This window comes from Paenibacillus sp. 2003, assembly GCF_031455635.1.
In the GTDB taxonomy this organism is placed as follows: Bacteria; Bacillota; Bacilli; order Paenibacillales; family Paenibacillaceae; genus Paenibacillus; species Paenibacillus amylolyticus_B.
Genome location: NZ_JAVDTB010000016.1, coordinates 31,613 through 49,414 on the forward strand (window position 1 = coordinate 31,613; position 17,802 = coordinate 49,414).

16 protein-coding genes and 1 other RNA gene are annotated in these 17,802 nt (G+C 46.9%); 16 read left to right on the forward strand and 1 reads right to left on the reverse strand.

Annotated elements, in window-relative coordinates:
• Positions 1-203: 203 nt before the first annotated feature.
• Entirely contained in the window at positions 204-629 is a 426-nt protein-coding gene (locus J2X75_RS29825; RefSeq protein WP_017691299.1) for a YwiB family protein, read from the forward strand.
• A complete protein-coding gene (argS, locus tag J2X75_RS29830; protein ID WP_310343201.1) occupies positions 626-2,305 on the forward strand; it encodes an arginine--tRNA ligase in 1,680 nt (559 codons plus the stop codon). The genes J2X75_RS29825 and argS overlap by 4 nt, the downstream gene beginning before the upstream one ends.
• 285 nt (positions 2,306-2,590) lie before the next feature.
• On the opposite strand, the gene J2X75_RS29835 is transcribed toward argS, so the two are convergent.
• Entirely contained in the window at positions 2,591-3,745 is a 1,155-nt protein-coding gene (locus tag J2X75_RS29835) for a S8 family peptidase (protein ID WP_310343204.1), read from the reverse strand.
• A gap of 462 nt (positions 3,746-4,207) precedes the next feature.
• Between J2X75_RS29835 and rpoE the strand changes: the two genes are divergently transcribed.
• The 14 genes from rpoE (at position 4,208) to J2X75_RS29905 (ending at position 17,517) form a co-directional block, all read left to right on the forward strand.
• Entirely contained in the window at positions 4,208-4,777 is a 570-nt protein-coding gene (gene rpoE / locus J2X75_RS29840) for a DNA-directed RNA polymerase subunit delta (RefSeq protein ID WP_307540792.1), read from the forward strand.
• Positions 4,778-5,231: 454 nt separating this feature from the next.
• Positions 5,232-6,836 carry a CTP synthase gene (locus tag J2X75_RS29845; protein ID WP_076217010.1) on the forward strand — a complete coding sequence of 535 codons (1,605 nt, stop codon included), beginning with the start codon at positions 5,232-5,234 and terminating at the stop codon, positions 6,834-6,836.
• A gap of 229 nt (positions 6,837-7,065) precedes the next feature.
• A complete protein-coding gene (locus J2X75_RS29850) occupies positions 7,066-7,452 on the forward strand; it encodes a response regulator (protein ID WP_017691292.1) in 387 nt (128 codons plus the stop codon).
• Positions 7,453-7,712: 260 nt separating this feature from the next.
• Complete coding sequence (gene fba / locus J2X75_RS29855) at positions 7,713-8,567, forward strand: class II fructose-1,6-bisphosphate aldolase (RefSeq protein ID WP_307540789.1); 855 nt, start codon at positions 7,713-7,715, stop codon at positions 8,565-8,567.
• 147 nt (positions 8,568-8,714) lie between these two features.
• Positions 8,715-9,968, forward strand: a complete 1,254-nt coding sequence (locus J2X75_RS29860; RefSeq protein WP_017691290.1) for a UDP-N-acetylglucosamine 1-carboxyvinyltransferase — start codon at positions 8,715-8,717, stop codon at positions 9,966-9,968.
• A 466-nt stretch (positions 9,969-10,434) separates the two neighbouring features.
• A complete protein-coding gene (gene rho, locus J2X75_RS29865) occupies positions 10,435-11,760 on the forward strand; it encodes a transcription termination factor Rho (RefSeq protein ID WP_036607258.1) in 1,326 nt (441 codons plus the stop codon).
• Between the two features lie 97 nt (positions 11,761-11,857).
• Positions 11,858-13,132, forward strand: coding sequence for a radical SAM family protein (locus J2X75_RS29870; RefSeq protein WP_310343216.1), 1,275 nt, complete (start codon positions 11,858-11,860; stop codon positions 13,130-13,132).
• A 102-nt stretch (positions 13,133-13,234) separates the two neighbouring features.
• Positions 13,235-13,432 carry a 50S ribosomal protein L31 gene (gene rpmE, locus J2X75_RS29875; protein ID WP_036607255.1) on the forward strand — a complete coding sequence of 66 codons (198 nt, stop codon included), beginning with the start codon at positions 13,235-13,237 and terminating at the stop codon, positions 13,430-13,432.
• Between the two features lie 146 nt (positions 13,433-13,578).
• Positions 13,579-13,846: signal recognition particle sRNA large type (gene ffs / locus J2X75_RS29880), an RNA gene on the forward strand.
• Positions 13,847-14,020: 174 nt separating this feature from the next.
• Positions 14,021-15,766: a DNA polymerase III subunit gamma/tau gene (gene dnaX / locus J2X75_RS29885; RefSeq protein ID WP_310343221.1), complete on the forward strand. Its 1,746-nt coding sequence runs from the start codon at positions 14,021-14,023 to the stop codon at positions 15,764-15,766.
• Between the two features lie 41 nt (positions 15,767-15,807).
• Positions 15,808-16,119: a YbaB/EbfC family nucleoid-associated protein gene (locus tag J2X75_RS29890; protein WP_036607248.1), complete on the forward strand. Its 312-nt coding sequence runs from the start codon at positions 15,808-15,810 to the stop codon at positions 16,117-16,119.
• Between the two features lie 35 nt (positions 16,120-16,154).
• Complete coding sequence (gene recR / locus J2X75_RS29895; protein ID WP_062838113.1) at positions 16,155-16,754, forward strand: recombination mediator RecR; 600 nt, start codon at positions 16,155-16,157, stop codon at positions 16,752-16,754.
• A 233-nt stretch (positions 16,755-16,987) separates the two neighbouring features.
• Entirely contained in the window at positions 16,988-17,215 is a 228-nt protein-coding gene (locus tag J2X75_RS29900; RefSeq protein ID WP_083657421.1) for a DUF2508 family protein, read from the forward strand.
• Positions 17,216-17,247: 32 nt separating this feature from the next.
• Positions 17,248-17,517, forward strand: coding sequence for a pro-sigmaK processing inhibitor BofA family protein (locus tag J2X75_RS29905; RefSeq protein ID WP_074092952.1), 270 nt, complete (start codon positions 17,248-17,250; stop codon positions 17,515-17,517).
• Positions 17,518-17,802: the final 285 nt, after the last annotated feature.

Here is a 17,802-nt window from a genome sequence, read left to right on the forward strand (position 1 = left end):
TCTTTTTTGGCTTGATGAGGAAAAAACTCTGAATTTGGATTTGAATTGAGCGAGGGAACTGGATATAGTTATACAGTAGAGTGTAGGATAGCGAGCTATCCGGGAATATGAGCGCGTATAGCGACACAACAATACGGGAAGGGCTGTTCTCACCGGCCGTGCCTGATTTTGCGTCGCCTCGAATATAATGGAGGTTAACATTCATGTCGAACATGCGACCGGTACACATCCGGCTGCACAGCCGTTATGAAGGTGAAGATGTGCTGCAGGAAATGCAGGGTGAAGCTGTGTTAAAAGGGTCGGTTCTTTATGTTCGTTATGAAGAACCGCAGGTTGGACCCGAGGGAGGCACAACCCGTACAACATTGAAGCTGGGCGGACAATCCATCAAGATTATACGTCATGGTGAGGTGGAATCGGAGCAGACTTTTGAATTGAATCGGAAGCTTCCTGGTTTCTACCGATCACCATACATGTCGTTTGCCCTGTCCACGCATACACAGAAGCTGGAACTTTCCATTCAGGGATTGAGCGCACGCGCAGCGTGGAGCTACGACTTTTACCGCTTTGATGAAGAATCCGGACATTTCGCGATTAGTTTGCATATACAGGAGGAACCAATTTCATGACACGTAATCCACTAGATACGATTAACGAACGGGTAAGTACGGCCATCGGCAACGCCATTGTGGCGGCCGGAATTGTTACGCAGGACGAATTGCCAGCCATCACATTGGAAGTGCCGCGTGAGAAGACACACGGGGACTTGGCGACCAATGCTGCCATGCAGCTGACCAAGATTGCCAAGCGCAATCCGCGTCAGATTGCTGAAGAGATCATTGCCAATCTGAATCTGGCTGAAGCCGGAATCGAGAAGGCTGAGATTGCGGGCCCAGGATTCATTAACTTCAAATTGGACAAGAGTTACCTTTATCCAGTACTTGCGCTTGTGCAGGAGCAGGGGGAAGATTACGGAAGAATTAACATCGGAGAAGGACGCAAAGTCGAGATGGAGTTTGTCAGTGCCAACCCGACAGGCAGCCTGCATCTGGGTCATGCCCGTGGAGCAGCTGTAGGTGATGCACTATGTAACATCCTTGACTACGCAGGATATGATGTAACCCGTGAATACTACATTAATGATGCAGGTAATCAGGTGTTTAATCTGGCTCGTTCCATTGAAGCTCGTTATCTGCAAGAGCTGGGTCAGGATGCTGAGATGCCTGAAGACGGTTATCACGGTGAAGATATTAAAGGATTCGCCAAGCAACTTGTTTCTGAAAAGGGTGACGAATTGCTGTCCATGCATCCAGGTGACCGTGCGGCTTATTTCCGTGACTTTGGCCTGGAGAAGGAACTGGACAAGATCAAACGTGACTTGAATCGCTTCCGTGTTAACTTTGACATCTGGTTCAGCGAAACTTCCCTGTACGACAACGGAGAAGTGTTGCGAGTACTTGATGAATTGCGTGACCGCAATGAGATCTATGAGCAAGATGGAGCAACTTGGTTGAAAACGATGCAGTACGGTGACGACAAAGAACGTGTATTGATCAAGAACGATGGCACGTATACTTACCTGACGCCAGATATTGCTTATCACCGCGACAAATATGCTCGTGGATACGACACGATGATCAACATCTGGGGTGCCGATCACCATGGATATATTCCACGGATGAAAGCCGCGATGCAAGCACTGGGTAATGACCCTGAGAAACTGGTGGTCTTGATTGCACAGATGGTGAGCTTGTTCCAGAACGGTGAAAAAGTGAAGATGTCCAAGCGTACAGGTAAAGCTGTAACGATGGAAGACCTGATGGATGAAGTCGGCATTGATGCCATTCGTTACTTCTTCACAATGCGCAGCATGGACTCCCATCTGGACTTTGACATGGACCTTGCGATTTCGACATCCAATGAGAATCCGGTATTCTACGTACAATACGCGCATGCACGTGTATGCAGCGTATACCGTCAGGCTGAAGAACAAGGTATTGAACTGCTGCCACTGGCACAGATTGACCTGTCCAAGCTGACAACAGAGCACGAGTATGATCTTCTCCGCAAAATGGGAGAGCTGCCTGAAGAAATCTCGGCAGCGGCAACAGGATATGCGCCACATCGTATCATCCGTTATGTATACGAGCTGGCATCCCTGTTCCACAGCTACTACCGTGCAGAACGTGTCATTACGGAAGATGCGCAGCAAACTCAAGCACGTCTTGCGCTGATCGGTGCTGTACGTACCGTTATCGCAACGGCGCTTCGTCTGGTAGGCGTAACAGCTCCTGACAAAATGTAAATTCCAGGCTCGCGGCCTACCGCCGCTCTGCCTAAGGCAAAAAGTCTCCATGTCCACGTTGAGTGTCTTCAACGTGGTACATGGAGACTTTTTTTGTTGTGTACCCGGAGTTGAAGAAAACGAAATGCCTGGTCCAAGGTACACTAGCCTGCCCTGACATCACAGCGGGCGTAACCTAGAGTCTCAGCCACTACGTAATACTCCCTCATGCGTACTGCCTGGGTCGGGCTACTGCGTTTCGCCACGAGCCTCAATCAAATGCTGCTGACGGCTGGCAGAGCTGGCTCACTCCCCGCCCTCCTGCATTAGCTTCAGGGCATCAATCTCACCACCTCGCACCTTGCTTTTTGCGGTGGTGGTCTTGCGGGCGCGCAGCGGGATCGTAGCACGTTTGACGAGTGTCTTGATTTCGCTGGGGGACAAACCCGGATGTTTTGAAAGCAGCAAGGCGATAGCGCCACTCACATGGGACGTCGCCATGGATGTGCCGCTCATCTCGTGATGCTTGCCTTGTACCCAGGAGGAGACAATCTTATCACCGGGTGCATAGACATCCACATATGCGCCACGATTGCTGAAGGACGCAATACGTCTGTTTTTGTCGGTTGCCCCAACGGATATGGTTTGCGGATACCTTGCCGGATAATCAATACTGCGGCGTTTGCCGTCATTTCCTGACGAAGCAACAATGACGATTCCAGCATGGTATGCACGATTGACAACGTCAAGAAGCGCCTTGCTGCGTGTTTTCATGCCAAAGCTCATATTGATGATATCGACCTTGTTACGTACACACCAGTCGATGCCAAGTACAATGTCGGATACATAAGCCGATCCGTTGTGGTCAAATGCTTTCACCGGATAGATCAGGGAGCGTGGAGCTACACCAATCATGCCTGCAGTACTGTTGGCAGCAGCGATAGTCCCTGCAATGTGGGTGCCGTGTCCGTTATCATCATGAGGAAGCAGACTGCGGTTTAACAGATTGATTCCGCGTGCCAGGGAATAACGAAGATCAGGATGGTGATAATCAGCACCTGTATCAATCACACCGATTTTAATCCGGTGTCCGGTAGACACAGACCATACTTTGGGCGCCCGAATCTGCTTCACTCCCCAGGGTATGCCTTGAGCATTGCTCGGTTTGCTGTGGAGTGCGGTGGCATGAAGGGAGATAGGTACGTCTGCTTCAATCGTAATTTCATCCCCATAGCGGTATAGTTCATCCGGGCGTTGGACTGGAGCGATAATGGAACGAGCCAGTCGCGAGGAACGGACAGCCCCAAGGTCGGTGAATTCATTCCGCATTCGAGACAATTCTACGAGACAGGCCTCGTACTGCTGCGGTTTGGCAAATCGGATCAAGTATCGCCCTCCCTGTTCTGGTTCAGGGCGTCGCATTCCGTCAATCAATTGATGCAATAAACCAGTATAGTCCATAATGGGCAGCCCCCTTCGGGATGAACATGCTGAGGTATTCTATGAATGCGCTCATCCCGCCGCATGGGGAACTTGCCCTTTTTTTACAAAAACACATTCTCTTCGTGTCAAAACGGGCGCAGGGACATATGATGGATGGAGAGCTAGAGGGCTCTTGCGGGGAACCTGGTGAGGAGTAATCCTCCAAGGGTATACAGTCAGAAGGCGGAGGGGACTCCGTCTTTTTTATTATGGAGTTGTCCCTTTGGCAAAAGAGAATATTCTTGTGGGTTCGATGTCACTTCACGTTTAATATATGGACATATTGTTGCTGCTCTCCGCATTTGCGTCACATCCGTACATAAAAACTTGCTTTTTAACGCTAAATAGGTTTTACTTAGGTTTGTTAATGGATATGTTATACGTAACAGTCCAGTTCGTAGGGGTTAAAAAGTGAATTTTGTGTGAGAGGAAGTGTCTGCAGTGAGTACCTCGCTCAATTTGAAAATTGATAAAGAAAAGGTAAAAGAGATCCCTTTGGTGGACCTTGCCTTTATGGTGCTGAAAGCGGCTAATACGCCGTATTACTATCGTGACTTGATGAATGAGGTAGCGAAGCAGCGCGGAATGACTGATGAAGAAATCAACGAGTTTATCGCCCAGCTATATACCGAGATTAATATCGATGGCCGTTTTGCTTGCGTCGGTACAAGTCTGTGGGGCTTGAAGCGCTGGTATCCGGTGGCTGGAACAGAAGATTCCATGACGGGTGCGAAGCGTCCGCGTATCATCAACGATGAAGACGATGATCTGGAAGATGAAGACTTCGGTGAAGAAGAAGACAGCTATAACAGCGATGAAGACTTCGACAGCCCGGATAAAGACGAAGAAGAAGACGAAGAAGATGAAGACGAAGACGACATCTTTGACGAAGAAGACAGCGAAGAAGAAGTGCTGGTTGAAGATGACGATCTGGAAGATGAAGACCTCGAAGAAGACGAAGAAGAGTCCGAAAACGAGGATGAATTTGACGACGATTCTGATAATCGGTAGTCATTTTTGACGTCTATAATTTACCCGTTTCCCCGGAATAGTCAGCCTTGACAGCAGACGGGGTAACGGGTAAACTATTGCATGGGCTTATGAATGAGCGACAATATATTTATGTTTTTTATAGAAGGTGCCCCGTCCTGCGGGAGTACTTTTTTTTGTATTTTTAGAGGCATAATTTTGCAAAATGTTTTCATTTCCGCATGCTCCCGGCCAACATTTCGTGGCCCGTTTTTGTATATCAAAAACACCAAATGGAATGATGGCTACCGGAATGTTTGCACCATTTTTTGCTGTAACACAACGTTTATTTAAACCGTCTTCGCAGAAAGAGCAGTTCGGCAGATGCAGGGAATTTCTGCCATTGCTCTTTTTAACGATGATTACCTGGGAAACAGGTTACGATAACACCATATATCGCCTGAATTTCTGTACTTATATTAGGAGGGTAATAACAGTGACAAAGTATATTTTCGTGACGGGCGGAGTTGTGTCCTCCCTGGGCAAAGGGATTACGGCTGCTTCTCTGGGCAGATTGCTGAAAAACAGAGGGCTTAAGGTAACGATCCAGAAATTTGATCCATATATTAACATCGACCCGGGAACAATGAGTCCTTATCAGCACGGCGAGGTTTTTGTAACGGATGATGGCGCGGAAACGGATCTGGACCTTGGCCACTATGAACGTTTTATTGATATCAATCTCTCCAAAAACAGCAACGTCACGACTGGTAAAGTATACTCTTCCGTCATCAGCAAAGAGCGGCGTGGGGAATATCTGGGTGGAACGGTACAAGTTATTCCACACATTACGAACGAGATCAAAGAGCGTGTATTCCGCGCTGGACGTGAAGCGGGTTCGGATGTGGTTATTACGGAAATTGGCGGAACAGTGGGCGACATTGAGAGTTTGCCTTTCCTGGAAGCTATCCGTCAGATCAAGAGTGATGTAGGTCGCGACAATGTGATGTACATCCACGTAACACTTATTCCTTATATCAAAGCAGCTGGTGAAGTGAAAACAAAACCAACGCAACATAGTGTTAAGGAATTACGCAGTATCGGAATTCAGCCAAACGTCATTGTATGCCGTACAGAGTATGAGCTGTCCAAAGACATGAAGGCCAAAATCGCACTTTTCTGTGATATTGATGAGAATGCCGTGGTTGAATGCCGCGATGCGGATACATTGTACCAAGTGCCTCTGAACTTGCGTGAGGAAGGTTTGGATGAGATTGTGGTAAACCACCTGAAGCTGACTACTCCTGCACCGGATATGAGCGAGTGGGAAGGGCTGGTTGACCGGATCAACAAGTTGGAGCATACAGTTGAGATCGCTATTGTTGGTAAATATGTAGCGTTGCATGATGCATACCTGAGTGTTGTTGAGTCGTTGTCTCATGCAGGATTTGCATCCAATGCTGATGTGAAAATTCGCTGGGTTCCTTCTGAAGATATTACGGATGAGAATGTAGGCGACCTGTTGCATGGTATTGGCGGTATCCTTGTTCCTGGCGGATTCGGAGATCGTGGTATTGAAGGTAAAGTATCGGCAATCCGTTATGCTCGTGAGAAACAAATTCCGTTCTTCGGTATTTGCCTGGGTATGCAAGTTTCCGTTATTGAATATGCACGTTCCATCGTTGGTTTGAATGGTGCGAACAGCTCCGAGATTAATCCGGCTACGGAATTCCCTGTGATCGATCTGTTGCCTGAGCAAAAAGATATCGAGAATCTGGGTGGCACGATGCGTCTGGGGCTGTATCCTTGTAAGCTTCAGGAAGGTTCTTTGGCGATGGCTTGTTATGATGATGAGCTGGTGTATGAGAGACACCGTCACCGGTATGAGTTCAACAATGAATACCGTGAAACGATCGAAAAAGCAGGACTGGTTATCTCGGGTACATCCCCGGATGGACGTCTGGTTGAGATCGTGGAACTTCCAGGACACCCATGGTTCCTGGCGGTACAATTCCATCCGGAATTCACTTCCCGTCCGAACCGTCCGCAACCATTGTTCCGTGAGTTTGTAAAAGCTTCTCTGGAGAATGCGCAGAAGTAATACAATGTATTAATGTTAACGTAATAGATATTGGGGATGTTCCTGGCAACCATAGCGGATGCCAGAACATCCCTTTTTTTTGCGTAAAAAGCAGATGGATATGCTTTTTGTCATTTTGTGAATGTAGCAGGATTTTAATGGAAGAGGTAGAATACTTATCATGACGACTATGGGATAGTTATCCAGATTCAAAGATGTACATGCTTTCCTAATTCTAGGAGGTTACAGAGTGGAAGATAAAAAAGTTTTGATTGTTGATGACCAGAATGGTATTCGAATCCTGTTAATGGAAGTGTTCAGCAGTGAGGGGTATAACACGTTTCAAGCACCCAACGGCAAGGTTGCTCTGGAGATTGTGAATAATGACAAGCCTGACCTGGTATTGCTCGATATGAAGATTCCTGGGATGGACGGTCTGGAAATCCTGAAGCATATTAAAGAAATTGATCCGGGTATCAAGGTCATCATGATGACCGCTTATGGTGAACTGGACATGATTAAGGAAGCCACGGATCTCGGAGCGCTCATGCACTTTACGAAACCATTTGATATCGACGAGATGCGAGTGGCTGTGAATATGCAACTTCGCAATGGTACCGCCAATAAATGCAGCTGAATCCTGTTGATACAGGATTTTTTTGCGTGTGGAGAACATAGAAGGTACTTGGTGGGAGAATGGGGTATTTCACTCCTTCGTCCGGGGAATATTGGAAATGGGGAAGTTATAAAGCGGTGTCTATGAAAACTGTGCTGCAAAGCACAGCATTTTTGCAAATGCTTGTTTAGTATTTGACATGGGATGTGGTATAATAAGCCCGTATGTGATTTCGGCTAAAAACCATAGACACAACCCAAACCCCTAGGAGGATTGAAACCATGCCATTAGTATCTATGACAGACATGTTGAACAAAGCACTTGAAGGAAAATATGCAGTTGGTCAATACAACATCAATAACCTTGAGTGGACTCAAGCGATTCTTGGTGCTGCTGAAGAAGAGAAATCCCCAGTAATCCTGGGTGTATCCGAAGGCGCAGCACGTCACATTGGTGGCTTCTACACTGTAGTTAAAATGGTAGAAGGACTCATTCACGACATGAAAATCACCGTTCCAGTTGCAATTCACCTGGACCACGGTTCAAGCTTCGACAAGTGTAAAGAAGCGATCGATGCTGGATTCACATCCGTTATGATCGACGGTTCCCACCACTCCATCGATGAGAACATCGAAATGACTAAAAAAGTTGTTGAATATGCACACGCTAAAGGCGTTTCTGTAGAAGCTGAAGTAGGTACTGTAGGCGGACAAGAAGACGACGTTATCGGCGGTATCATGTACGCTGACCTGAACGAGTGTATCCGTATCGTTAAAGAAACAGGTATCGATACATTGGCACCAGCTCTTGGTTCCGTACACGGTCCTTACCATGGCGAGCCTAACCTGGGCTTCAAAGAAATGGAAGAAGTTCGTGACGCGGTACAAGTTCCACTCGTATTGCACGGTGGTACAGGTATTCCTAAACACGACATCGACAAAGCCATTTCCTTGGGTACGTCCAAAATCAACGTAAACACAGAGAACCAAATTGCTTTTGCAAAAGTGGTTCGTGAAGTGCTTGCAGCTAAACCAGATGCTTACGATCCACGTACATTCATCGTACCAGGCCGTGAAGCAATCAAAGAAACCGTTAAAGGTAAAATCCGCGAGTTTGGTTCTAACAACAAAGCGTAATTTAACTTTACCAGTTCCATACTGTGAAATGGAAAAACACCGCCTAGCCGGTGTCTTTCCATTTTCACACCTTATTTCTACATCGGAAGCCAACAGCACGTATTGCCGTTCATCGGCTGCAAAACACGTAGGGGGACATTAAGCTTTATGGAAAAATTGATGATTAGTGGCGGACGTCCGTTACAGGGAACTGTAACTATAAGCGGCGCCAAGAACAGCGCCATTGCGCTTATTCCTGCAGCATTGCTTGCCGAGTCAGAAGTCGTGTTGGACAACCTGCCGCTTTTGAGTGACGTGGCGGTTTATGCAGAAATTTTGGAGGAACTCGGAGCACGTGTGACTTGGGAAGGCAGTCAGATGAAGATTGACCCTTCTGACATCAAATCCATTCCTATGCCGAATGGTCCCGTGAAGAAGCTTCGCGCTTCGTATTATATGATGGGTGCATTACTAGGGCGTTTCAAAGAAGCGACCATAGGTTTACCAGGGGGCTGTAATTTTGAGCCTCGTCCAATTGATCAACATATCAAAGGGTTTGAAGCGCTTGGCGCAACCGTAACAAACGAACATGGCTCCATTCATTTGCATGCCAAAGAGCTGCGCGGAGCAAAAATCTATCTTGATGTAAGCAGTGTCGGCGCAACCATTAATATCATGCTGGCGGCTACTCGTGCCAAAGGCTCTACAATTATCGAAAACGCGGCTAAAGAGCCTGAGATTATAGATGTAGCAACACTTCTGAATTCCATGGGTGCCAGCATCAAGGGTGCAGGTACCGAAACGATCCGTATTGAAGGGGTCTCGGAGCTTAAAGGCTGCCGTCATTCCATCATTCCGGACCGTATCCAAGCAGGTACGTATATGATCGCTGCAGCGGCGACGCGCGGAGATGTTCTGATTGACAATGTGATTCCCAAACATCTGGAGGCTTTAACGGCAAAGCTGCTGGAGATGGGGGTTGGCATTGAGGAGTTGGATGAAAGTATACGTGTCATTGGTAAACCAAGTTATAACCACGTGGACGTGAAGGCACTTGTATATCCTGGTTTCCCAACGGATCTACAGTCACCAATGACCAGTGTTTTAACACAGGCAACCGGTGTGAGTGTCCTGAGCGACTTTGTATACAGTAATCGGTTCAAGCATGTGCCTGAGTTGGTACGGATGGGCGCAAAGATTCGAGTAGAAGGACGGTCAGCGATTATTGAAGGCAGTGCATTAAACGCAGCCAAAGTAAAAGCATCCGATCTTCGCGCTGGAGCAGCGCTGGTGATTGCCGGTCTCACCGTCAGTGAAGGTGTGACTGAAGTGACGGGGGTCGAATATATCGACCGCGGTTATGATCATCTGGTGACTAATCTGCGCCTGCTCGGTGCAGATGTATGGCGGGAAACTGATTAAATAGGAAGCATTATGCATGATTCAGTCATACACATGTTTATTTTAACTGAACTGCATATCTTTTCGATGATTAGGTAAACCTGTTTTAATAGAGTTCTCAGTCTCTCCGGCATAAGACGAAATGTTTCTGTTTCCTTTACCGGAGGGTCTTTTTTTGAATTAAACTTCATATGGCTGTAAGAACATCATTTCTCATCCCCAACCCCCGGTTTTGTTTGAACTGCGCTCCATAGCCGGTCTCTCCGGATTGATCGCCTCAATGCATCGTTCACACAATAGCGGACCTTGCCGAATGTTGGCCATCCCACCCGGAAACTTACACTCAAAGACAAGTATTTGCATTATAACGGTTACATTCCGTACAATGGACAGAAGGGATTGTGGCAGACGCCGCTCTCTATAGCCGGAACATCTAGCGAAACTATCCATTTCACACGGACTTATTAATTGAATAGGTGGTTATTATATGGATCTACAAATTTCCGATTTGGAAGAAATGAAACTAACGGACCTCTACAAACTGGCCAAAAAATATCAGATACCTTACTATGGTACGTTAAAAAAGAAAGAGTTAATCTTTGCTATACTACGTGCACAAGCTGAACAAAGCGGCCTTATGTTCATGCAAGGGGTACTCGAGATTTTACCTGAAGGTTACGGATTTCTTCGGCCGATCAACTACTTGCCAAGCACGGAAGATATCTACATCTCAGCTTCACAGATTCGCAAGTTTGACCTAAGAACAGGTGACCTCGTATCAGGTAAGTGTAGAACGCCTAAGGAAAACGAGAGATACTTCGGTTTGTTGCAAGTCAACGCTGTAAATGGTGAGAATCCATCGGCGGCTGCAGAGCGACTTCACTTCCCGGCACTAACCCCACTGTATCCGCAGAAAAAACTGGTTCTCGAAACATCCCCTAACCATTTGTCCACACGAATTATGGATGTGCTCGCCCCGGTAGGATTGGGACAGCGCGGATTGATCGTAGCACCTCCCAAAGCGGGTAAAACGCTTCTCCTCAAAGAAATTGCCAACAGCATCTCAACTAACAATCCTGAAATTGAACTGTTTGTCCTGTTGATTGACGAACGTCCAGAGGAAGTAACGGATATGTCGCGTTCGGTAAAAGGGGAAGTGGTGGCTTCAACATTTGATGAACTGCCTGAGAATCATATCAAGGTGGCGGAATTGGTGCTTGAACGTGCGCTTCGTTTGGTTGAGGCCAAAAAGGATGTCGTTATCCTGCTGGATAGCATTACACGTCTTGCCCGTGCATATAACCTGGTTATTCCACCATCAGGTCGTACGCTTAGTGGTGGTATTGACCCAGCTGCATTCCATCGTCCGAAACGTTTCTTCGGTTCTGCCCGGAATGTGGAAGAAGGCGGAAGCTTGACCATCCTGGCAACGGCATTAATTGATACCGGTTCACGTATGGATGACGTCATTTATGAAGAGTTTAAGGGTACAGGTAACATGGAGCTCCATCTGGACCGTCGTCTGGCAGAGCGCCGCATATTCCCGGCGATCGACATTCGTCGTTCCGGTACACGTCGTGAAGAAGTGCTGCTCAGCAAGGAAGAGTTGGATACAATCTGGGCGATTCGTAAAAACATGAATGACTCCCATGACTTTGTTGAAGGATTCCTGAAGAAACTTCGTAACAGCAAGACAAATGCAGAGTTTTTGGCGGCATTTGATTCGGCTGGTAATAGCCCGACAAGCAATTCCGGGACAACAACAACCCGTCGCTCACCTAGACAGACAGCTACGTCAGGTACATCGACGTAAGTGTCGTTGGACTAATCACTTTCTTTTTGCAGCATTGCTGTAAATGTTACAATACACTCGTCGTTAGGTTTAACCCATTAGATGTGAGGAGAACATCATGTATTTAGTATACGCAGATGAAAAAGGTAATGTATTTGATCATCCTTCCCTGTACGGGCTTGCCCGCAGTGGAGATATGATCGTTGAGATTATGGAAGACGAACTCATCCCTTTGCCAGAGGGTGCAACGTTGGTTGGACTCCCGAGCACCCGGCCCATTGGTATGGACCCGGATACCGGTGAGATGCTGCCAATGCCAACGGACACACAGGCTGTAGGTGCGCTGCTTCCACAGGGATTCACTCGTTTGTGTCTCCCTGGTTATGTGAAGACAGATAAAGAGTATAAGTTGCCTTTGTTCGGTTATTCCGCAGTAGTTTGGAAAGATGGCGGTTTCTATGTCACGGCTGCGAAGTCGGATAGTCCTGACCAATGGAATCCGCTGAACTGTGATCGTGATGATGTGCGTTCCGGGGTTAAACGGTTGACGGAGCAATATCCTGAGAACCGCCTTTATACCCATCTGTCCAATTGTGCGCTCGGATATGAATGCCTAACTTCGTCGAACACGTTCCTGAATCGTTGGGAAGGTGGAGTACCGGTATCCTATTCTTGCAATGCGGGCTGTTTCGGGTGTATCTCCGAGCAACCGGATGATAGCGGTTTTGTTTCCCCGCAGACACGTATGAACTTCCGACCACGTGTGGATGAGATTGTGGAGGTTATGCTGGAACACCTGAAGACGCCGGAGTCCATCATTAGTTTTGGACAAGGTTGTGAAGGGGAGCCTTCCACGCAGGCCAAGCTGATTATTGAAGCGATTCGCGAAGTGCGTTCCGTAACGGACAAGGGGTATATCAACATTAATACCAATGCTGGTCTGAACGATCACATTAGAGGTATTGTAGATGCTGGATTGGATCTGATGCGCGTAAGTACAATTAGCGCACTGGATGACCACTATAACGCCTACTATAAACCGCGTGGTTATACCTTAGCCAATGTTGAGAAATCGATGAAATACGCAGCGCAGCAGGGTGTATACACGTCCATTAACTATCTGATCTTCCCTGGCGTAACAGACCGTGAAGAAGAGATTGAGGCGATGATTGAGTTTGCGAGAAGAACCGATCTACGCTTGATTCAGATGCGTAATCTCAATATTGATCCGGAGAGCTATCTTGAATTAATTCCTCCAGCTCAAGGTGATATCTTGGGCATGAAGCAGATGATTGAGATTTTTGAAGACGAGTTACCTGATGTTGTGATCGGATCGTACACCCATGTTCCACCAGCTGGAATGGCACGTCCAAAACGGTTGATTACCTCTTAACAATAATGGATTGCAACAGGCACAAGGCCGTGTTATAATCTCAGGGTTGTGCCATTTACTCTGGGTCCGCTTGAGGCTCAGGGCGGAAAGAGGTGAAAGGTAATGAAAGAAGCAATTCATCCTAATTACACGATTGGTCAAGTATCTTGCGCTTGCGGGAATACTTTTGAGACAGGTTCGGTTAAAGACGGACTTCGTGTAGAGATTTGCTCCGCGTGCCACCCGTTCTTCACAGGTAAACAGAAGTTTATCGATGCTGGCGGCCGTGTTGATCGTTTCAAAAAGAAATACGGAATCTAATAGGACAATTCTTGGAGTTGTCTGCTAATTGCATCCAACACACCCCTGCTGATCTGGCAGGGGTTTTTATATGTTATATGTAAGCATAGTCGCTTCCTCGTTCCTCTGGTTGCAATTTGGACAACCTTACGTTATAATATTTCTTACCGTGCTAGATGGGGAGGTAGCGGTGCCCTGTAACTCGCAATCCGCTATAGCGAGGTTGAATTCCTGCTAGAGGTTTTGCCGATGTGAGGTTTGGTCCCTAAACGTGGTGTTGACGGTTGGGTCCTCCGCAATGAGTACTCATGAACCTGGTCAGGTCCGGAAGGAAGCAGCCATAAGTGAGATCACTCTTGTGCCGGAGGGTTGCCTAGCCCGAGCTATTGTTTAGGGGTGCCACTTGGATCGCAAATATCGATAGCAGGTGCACGGCTTACCATTTAAATGTAGAGACCTTTGCAGTTGTATGTATGCAGAGGTCTTTTTGATATGTCTTAATAAACCACGCATGAATGAGTCAGATAAAGTTTGGATTCACCCTAGAATATAGTATAATAGGGGAACGACAAAGGACTCGAATGCGAAGTGGAAGGAAGGTAACGCATCATGGAGCATATCGCGTTATACCGGGCTTGGCGTCCCCAGTCGTTTCAAGATATGGTGGGGCAACAGCATATTATTCAGACCTTGCAGAACGCGATTCGTGAACAGCGGACTTCCCATGCCTACTTATTTAGCGGGCCCAGAGGAACGGGAAAGACAAGTGCCGCCAAGATTTTGGCCAAAGCTGTGAACTGCGAACGTGGGCCTGCGCCTGAACCTTGTAACGAGTGTGAAGCTTGCCGCAGAATTACGACTGGCGCTGTGATGGATGTGCAGGAGATTGATGCTGCATCCAATCGGGGCGTTGAAGAAATCCGTGATCTTCGGGAAAAGGTTAAATATGCGCCAACCGAGGTCCGGCAGAAAGTCTATATTATTGATGAAGTGCACATGCTGACAACGGAGGCATTCAATGCTTTGCTCAAAACATTGGAAGAGCCACCACCACATGTGATGTTTATTTTGGCAACAACGGAACCACACCGCCTTCCGGCTACCATTATATCGCGCTGTCAGCGATTTGATTTTCGCCGGGTATCCCTGGAAGAGCAGACAGCAAGACTTACACTGATCTGTGAACAGGAAGGTATGGAGGCTGACCAGGATGCACTCCAATACATTGCCCGTTTATCGGACGGTGGAATGAGGGATGCACTTAGTGTGCTGGATCAGATCTCTTCATTTACAGATGGACGAGTAACGTACCAGCAGGTCATGGACATGACGGGTGGAATTGCTTCAGAGCAATTTGCCAAACTGGCTGCTTCGCTGCTCAAGGGTGACGTTGGTCATATTTTGCAGATGATTGAAGGTTTCATGCATGAAGGAAAGAGTGCAGACAAGTGCATGGAGAATTTACTGTATTATTTCCGTGATTTGCTTATGATTAAGATGGTACCTGATGCAGACAAATTGACGGACCGGGTACTTAATCCGGAAGCTTTCCGTGATATGGCGGAGTCATTCACCAGGGAACAACTGTTCCACATGATTGACACCCTTAATCGGTACCAGAGTGAAATGAAATATGCAGTACAACCACAGACATTATTCGAAGTTGCATTGCTTAAACTGTGTAGTATTCCAGCTCAAGGTGAGGCTTCTGTTCAGGTGGGAGCTTCAGCTCATGCAGCACCTGCTGATGGGGGAGAGATCAACCGTTTGAAGCAGCAGCTTGCTGAGTTGGAGAAGAAGTTGGATCGTGCACTAAAGAGTGGGTTGTCTGGTGGAGAAGGTGCATCGAGCGCTCCTTCTCGTCCGGCAACAAGAGCCCCTGTATCGAGAGGCAACTCACCTGCGAAGCTTCCTGCACAGTTGGATCAGTATGTTGCGCGCAAGGGAGCCCCTGAGTTCGCAGAAATTAGCAAAAAATGGAGTCAGATCCTGCAACGAGTGAAGGAAGAGAGGGTTACCGTTCACGCCTGGTTTGTGGATGGTGAGCCGGTATCATTGCTTGAAGACAATGTGTTGGTTGCTTTTAAAAACAACATTCACCGTGAAACAACGGAGAAGCAGGCTAACCGTGAAGTCATTGAGCGGGTGTTGTCCGAGCAGCTTGGGCGTCCTGCGCGATTGGTGACGATGATGCTCAAAGATTGGACCGGAGCAACGGAGGGAGCTTCTGAAACGCCAAAGGAGGACTTTAAGCTTGAACCTGAGCATGAAGACGGCGGTTCAAGCAACAAGCAGCCATGGATTGATGAAGCCATCCAGCTCTTTGGTGAGGACCTTGTAGTGATCAAAGAATAATGCGCATAGCGCGATAACCATATCAAAGGAGATGAACAATTATGAACAACATGAACCAAATGATGAAACAAGTGAAGAAAATGCAGGAGCAAATGCTGAAAGCACAAGAGGAACTGGCGGACAAAACAGTCCAAGGTACATCCGGTGGCGGTGTAGTGACGGCTGAAGTTAACGGACACAAGAAATTGCTTGCTATCACGATCAAACCTGAAGCTGTAGATCCGGAAGATGTTGAAATGTTGCAGGATCTCGTTATGACAGCTGTTAATGATGCAATGGCCAAAGCTGATGAGATTGCCAACAAGGATATGGGCAAGTTCACAGGCGGCATGAATATTCCGGGATTATTTTAATTAAAAATTGATCCTGTCAAAGGAGACACAATCGATTGTATTATCCCGAACCGATAGCCAAGCTGATTGATGCCTTCACCCGGTTGCCGGGTGTAGGTCCCAAGACGGCAGCGCGTTTAGCTTTTCATGTGCTTAACATGAAGGAAGATGACGTTATCGATTTTGCCAAAGCGCTCGTAAGTGTGAAGCGTAATCTTCATTACTGTTCTGTATGTTGTAATATCACTGATACGGACCCGTGTCGCATCTGTCAGGATAAGTCCAGGGATGTCTCTGTAATCTGTGTAGTTCAGGATTCGAAAGATCTGGTGGCCATGGAGCGCACCAAGGAATTTGATGGATACTATCATGTGTTACAGGGTGCGATTTCACCTATGGAGGGAATTGGCCCGGACGATATTCGGTTGAAGGAACTCCTGATTCGATTAAGTGATGAACGTATAAAAGAGATCATCTTGGCGACAAACCCCAATATTGAGGGGGAGGCTACAGCGATGTATATCTCCCGCTTGGTGCGTCCGTTTGAGATCAGTGTGACCCGGATTGCGCATGGATTGCCTGTAGGCGGCGATCTTGAGTATGCGGATGAAGTGACCCTTTCCAAAGCGTTGGAAGGGCGCAGGGAGATGCGTTAGTGTGATCAATTTGTATTACGCAGCGAACTTCCTTGGAAACTTCGGATGCTAAATAAGTTTCGATGTGCAAAGAGAGCCTTAGGGCTCTCTTTTTTTTGTGAAGAAAATGAACGCCTGAGTTCTAAGTTTGTCCTTTCCCTGATAAGTATGAGAATATGCTGTGCTGATCAGGAGGGGGAGAGTTTATGTTTTTGTGGCGAAATACACGGAACTCGGTAGAGAAACACAACAGAATGTTGAAGGAACTTGAGGCGGATCAGATCTATGCAGATATTCAGATGGCTAAGCAGGAATGGGAGCGGGCTATGAGACAGTTCGAAGATGCACAGGGGCAGGATGAGATTGATTATGCCATTTATGTATTAGAGGCAGCTGAGCGGAAGTACCAGATCCACTTGAGAAGAGCAAAGCGAGCCAGAGCGAATGATGATGTTACATCACAGCGAGGGATTAGTATGTAGTCATGTTTACATTAAACACGGAGGTGTAACATATGAAGAGTATCATACTAGGAAGTGTATTGGTTATATCATTACTTGGGCTTATCGTTGTTTTATTCAGAAAGCGGATAGGCTTATCGTTTTTTACGTCATTCGGAATTCATCTGGTGCTGGCTGCAGTAGGGATATATATAGTGAATTATTCGGGCTGGATTACAGGAACCTACATCCCACTGAACCCAGCAACGATAGGGACTGTAACTGTTTTGGGATTGCCAGGTGTGGGGCTATTATTAGGGTTGAAAATTTCTTTGTTCGGATAGTTGACTCGCGGGATATTTATATGGTACATTATATCTCGTTGCTTTGCTTGCTTGGTTAGATGCTTTAGATGAAATGAAGGAGTTCATTACGAACTTCGAAAAAGAATTTCAAAAAAACACTTGACCAAAACAAACGAAGTATGATATATTATAAAAGTCGCCGCTGAGAGAAAATGGTGACGAAAAAACGAGTTTGATCTTTGAAAACTGAACAACGAGTGAGTAAACATTCTGCTTGCAGAATGAACGCGAAAGTTTGAAACGAGCCTTGGCTTGGATCAACTG

Excerpts from the sequence above, each read along its gene's own strand:
- J2X75_RS29900 (WP_083657421.1), top strand. The coding sequence starts at position 16,988 with ATGTTGAAGGAACTTGAGGCGGATCAGATCTATGCAGATATTCAGATG.
- rho (WP_036607258.1), top strand. The coding sequence starts at position 10,435 with ATGGATCTACAAATTTCCGATTTGGAAGAAATGAAACTAACGGACCTC.
- J2X75_RS29905 (WP_074092952.1), top strand. The coding sequence starts at position 17,248 with ATGAAGAGTATCATACTAGGAAGTGTATTGGTTATATCATTACTTGGG.
- dnaX (WP_310343221.1), top strand. The coding sequence starts at position 14,021 with ATGGAGCATATCGCGTTATACCGGGCTTGGCGTCCCCAGTCGTTTCAA.
- fba (WP_307540789.1), top strand. The coding sequence starts at position 7,713 with ATGCCATTAGTATCTATGACAGACATGTTGAACAAAGCACTTGAAGGA.
- argS (WP_310343201.1), top strand. The coding sequence starts at position 626 with ATGACACGTAATCCACTAGATACGATTAACGAACGGGTAAGTACGGCC.
- J2X75_RS29870 (WP_310343216.1), top strand. The coding sequence starts at position 11,858 with ATGTATTTAGTATACGCAGATGAAAAAGGTAATGTATTTGATCATCCT.
- J2X75_RS29860 (WP_017691290.1), top strand. The coding sequence starts at position 8,715 with ATGGAAAAATTGATGATTAGTGGCGGACGTCCGTTACAGGGAACTGTA.
- J2X75_RS29835 (WP_310343204.1), bottom strand. The coding sequence starts at position 3,745 with ATGGACTATACTGGTTTATTGCATCAATTGATTGACGGAATGCGACGC.
- J2X75_RS29890 (WP_036607248.1), top strand. The coding sequence starts at position 15,808 with ATGAACAACATGAACCAAATGATGAAACAAGTGAAGAAAATGCAGGAG.
- J2X75_RS29825 (WP_017691299.1), top strand. The coding sequence starts at position 204 with ATGTCGAACATGCGACCGGTACACATCCGGCTGCACAGCCGTTATGAA.
- rpmE (WP_036607255.1), top strand. The coding sequence starts at position 13,235 with ATGAAAGAAGCAATTCATCCTAATTACACGATTGGTCAAGTATCTTGC.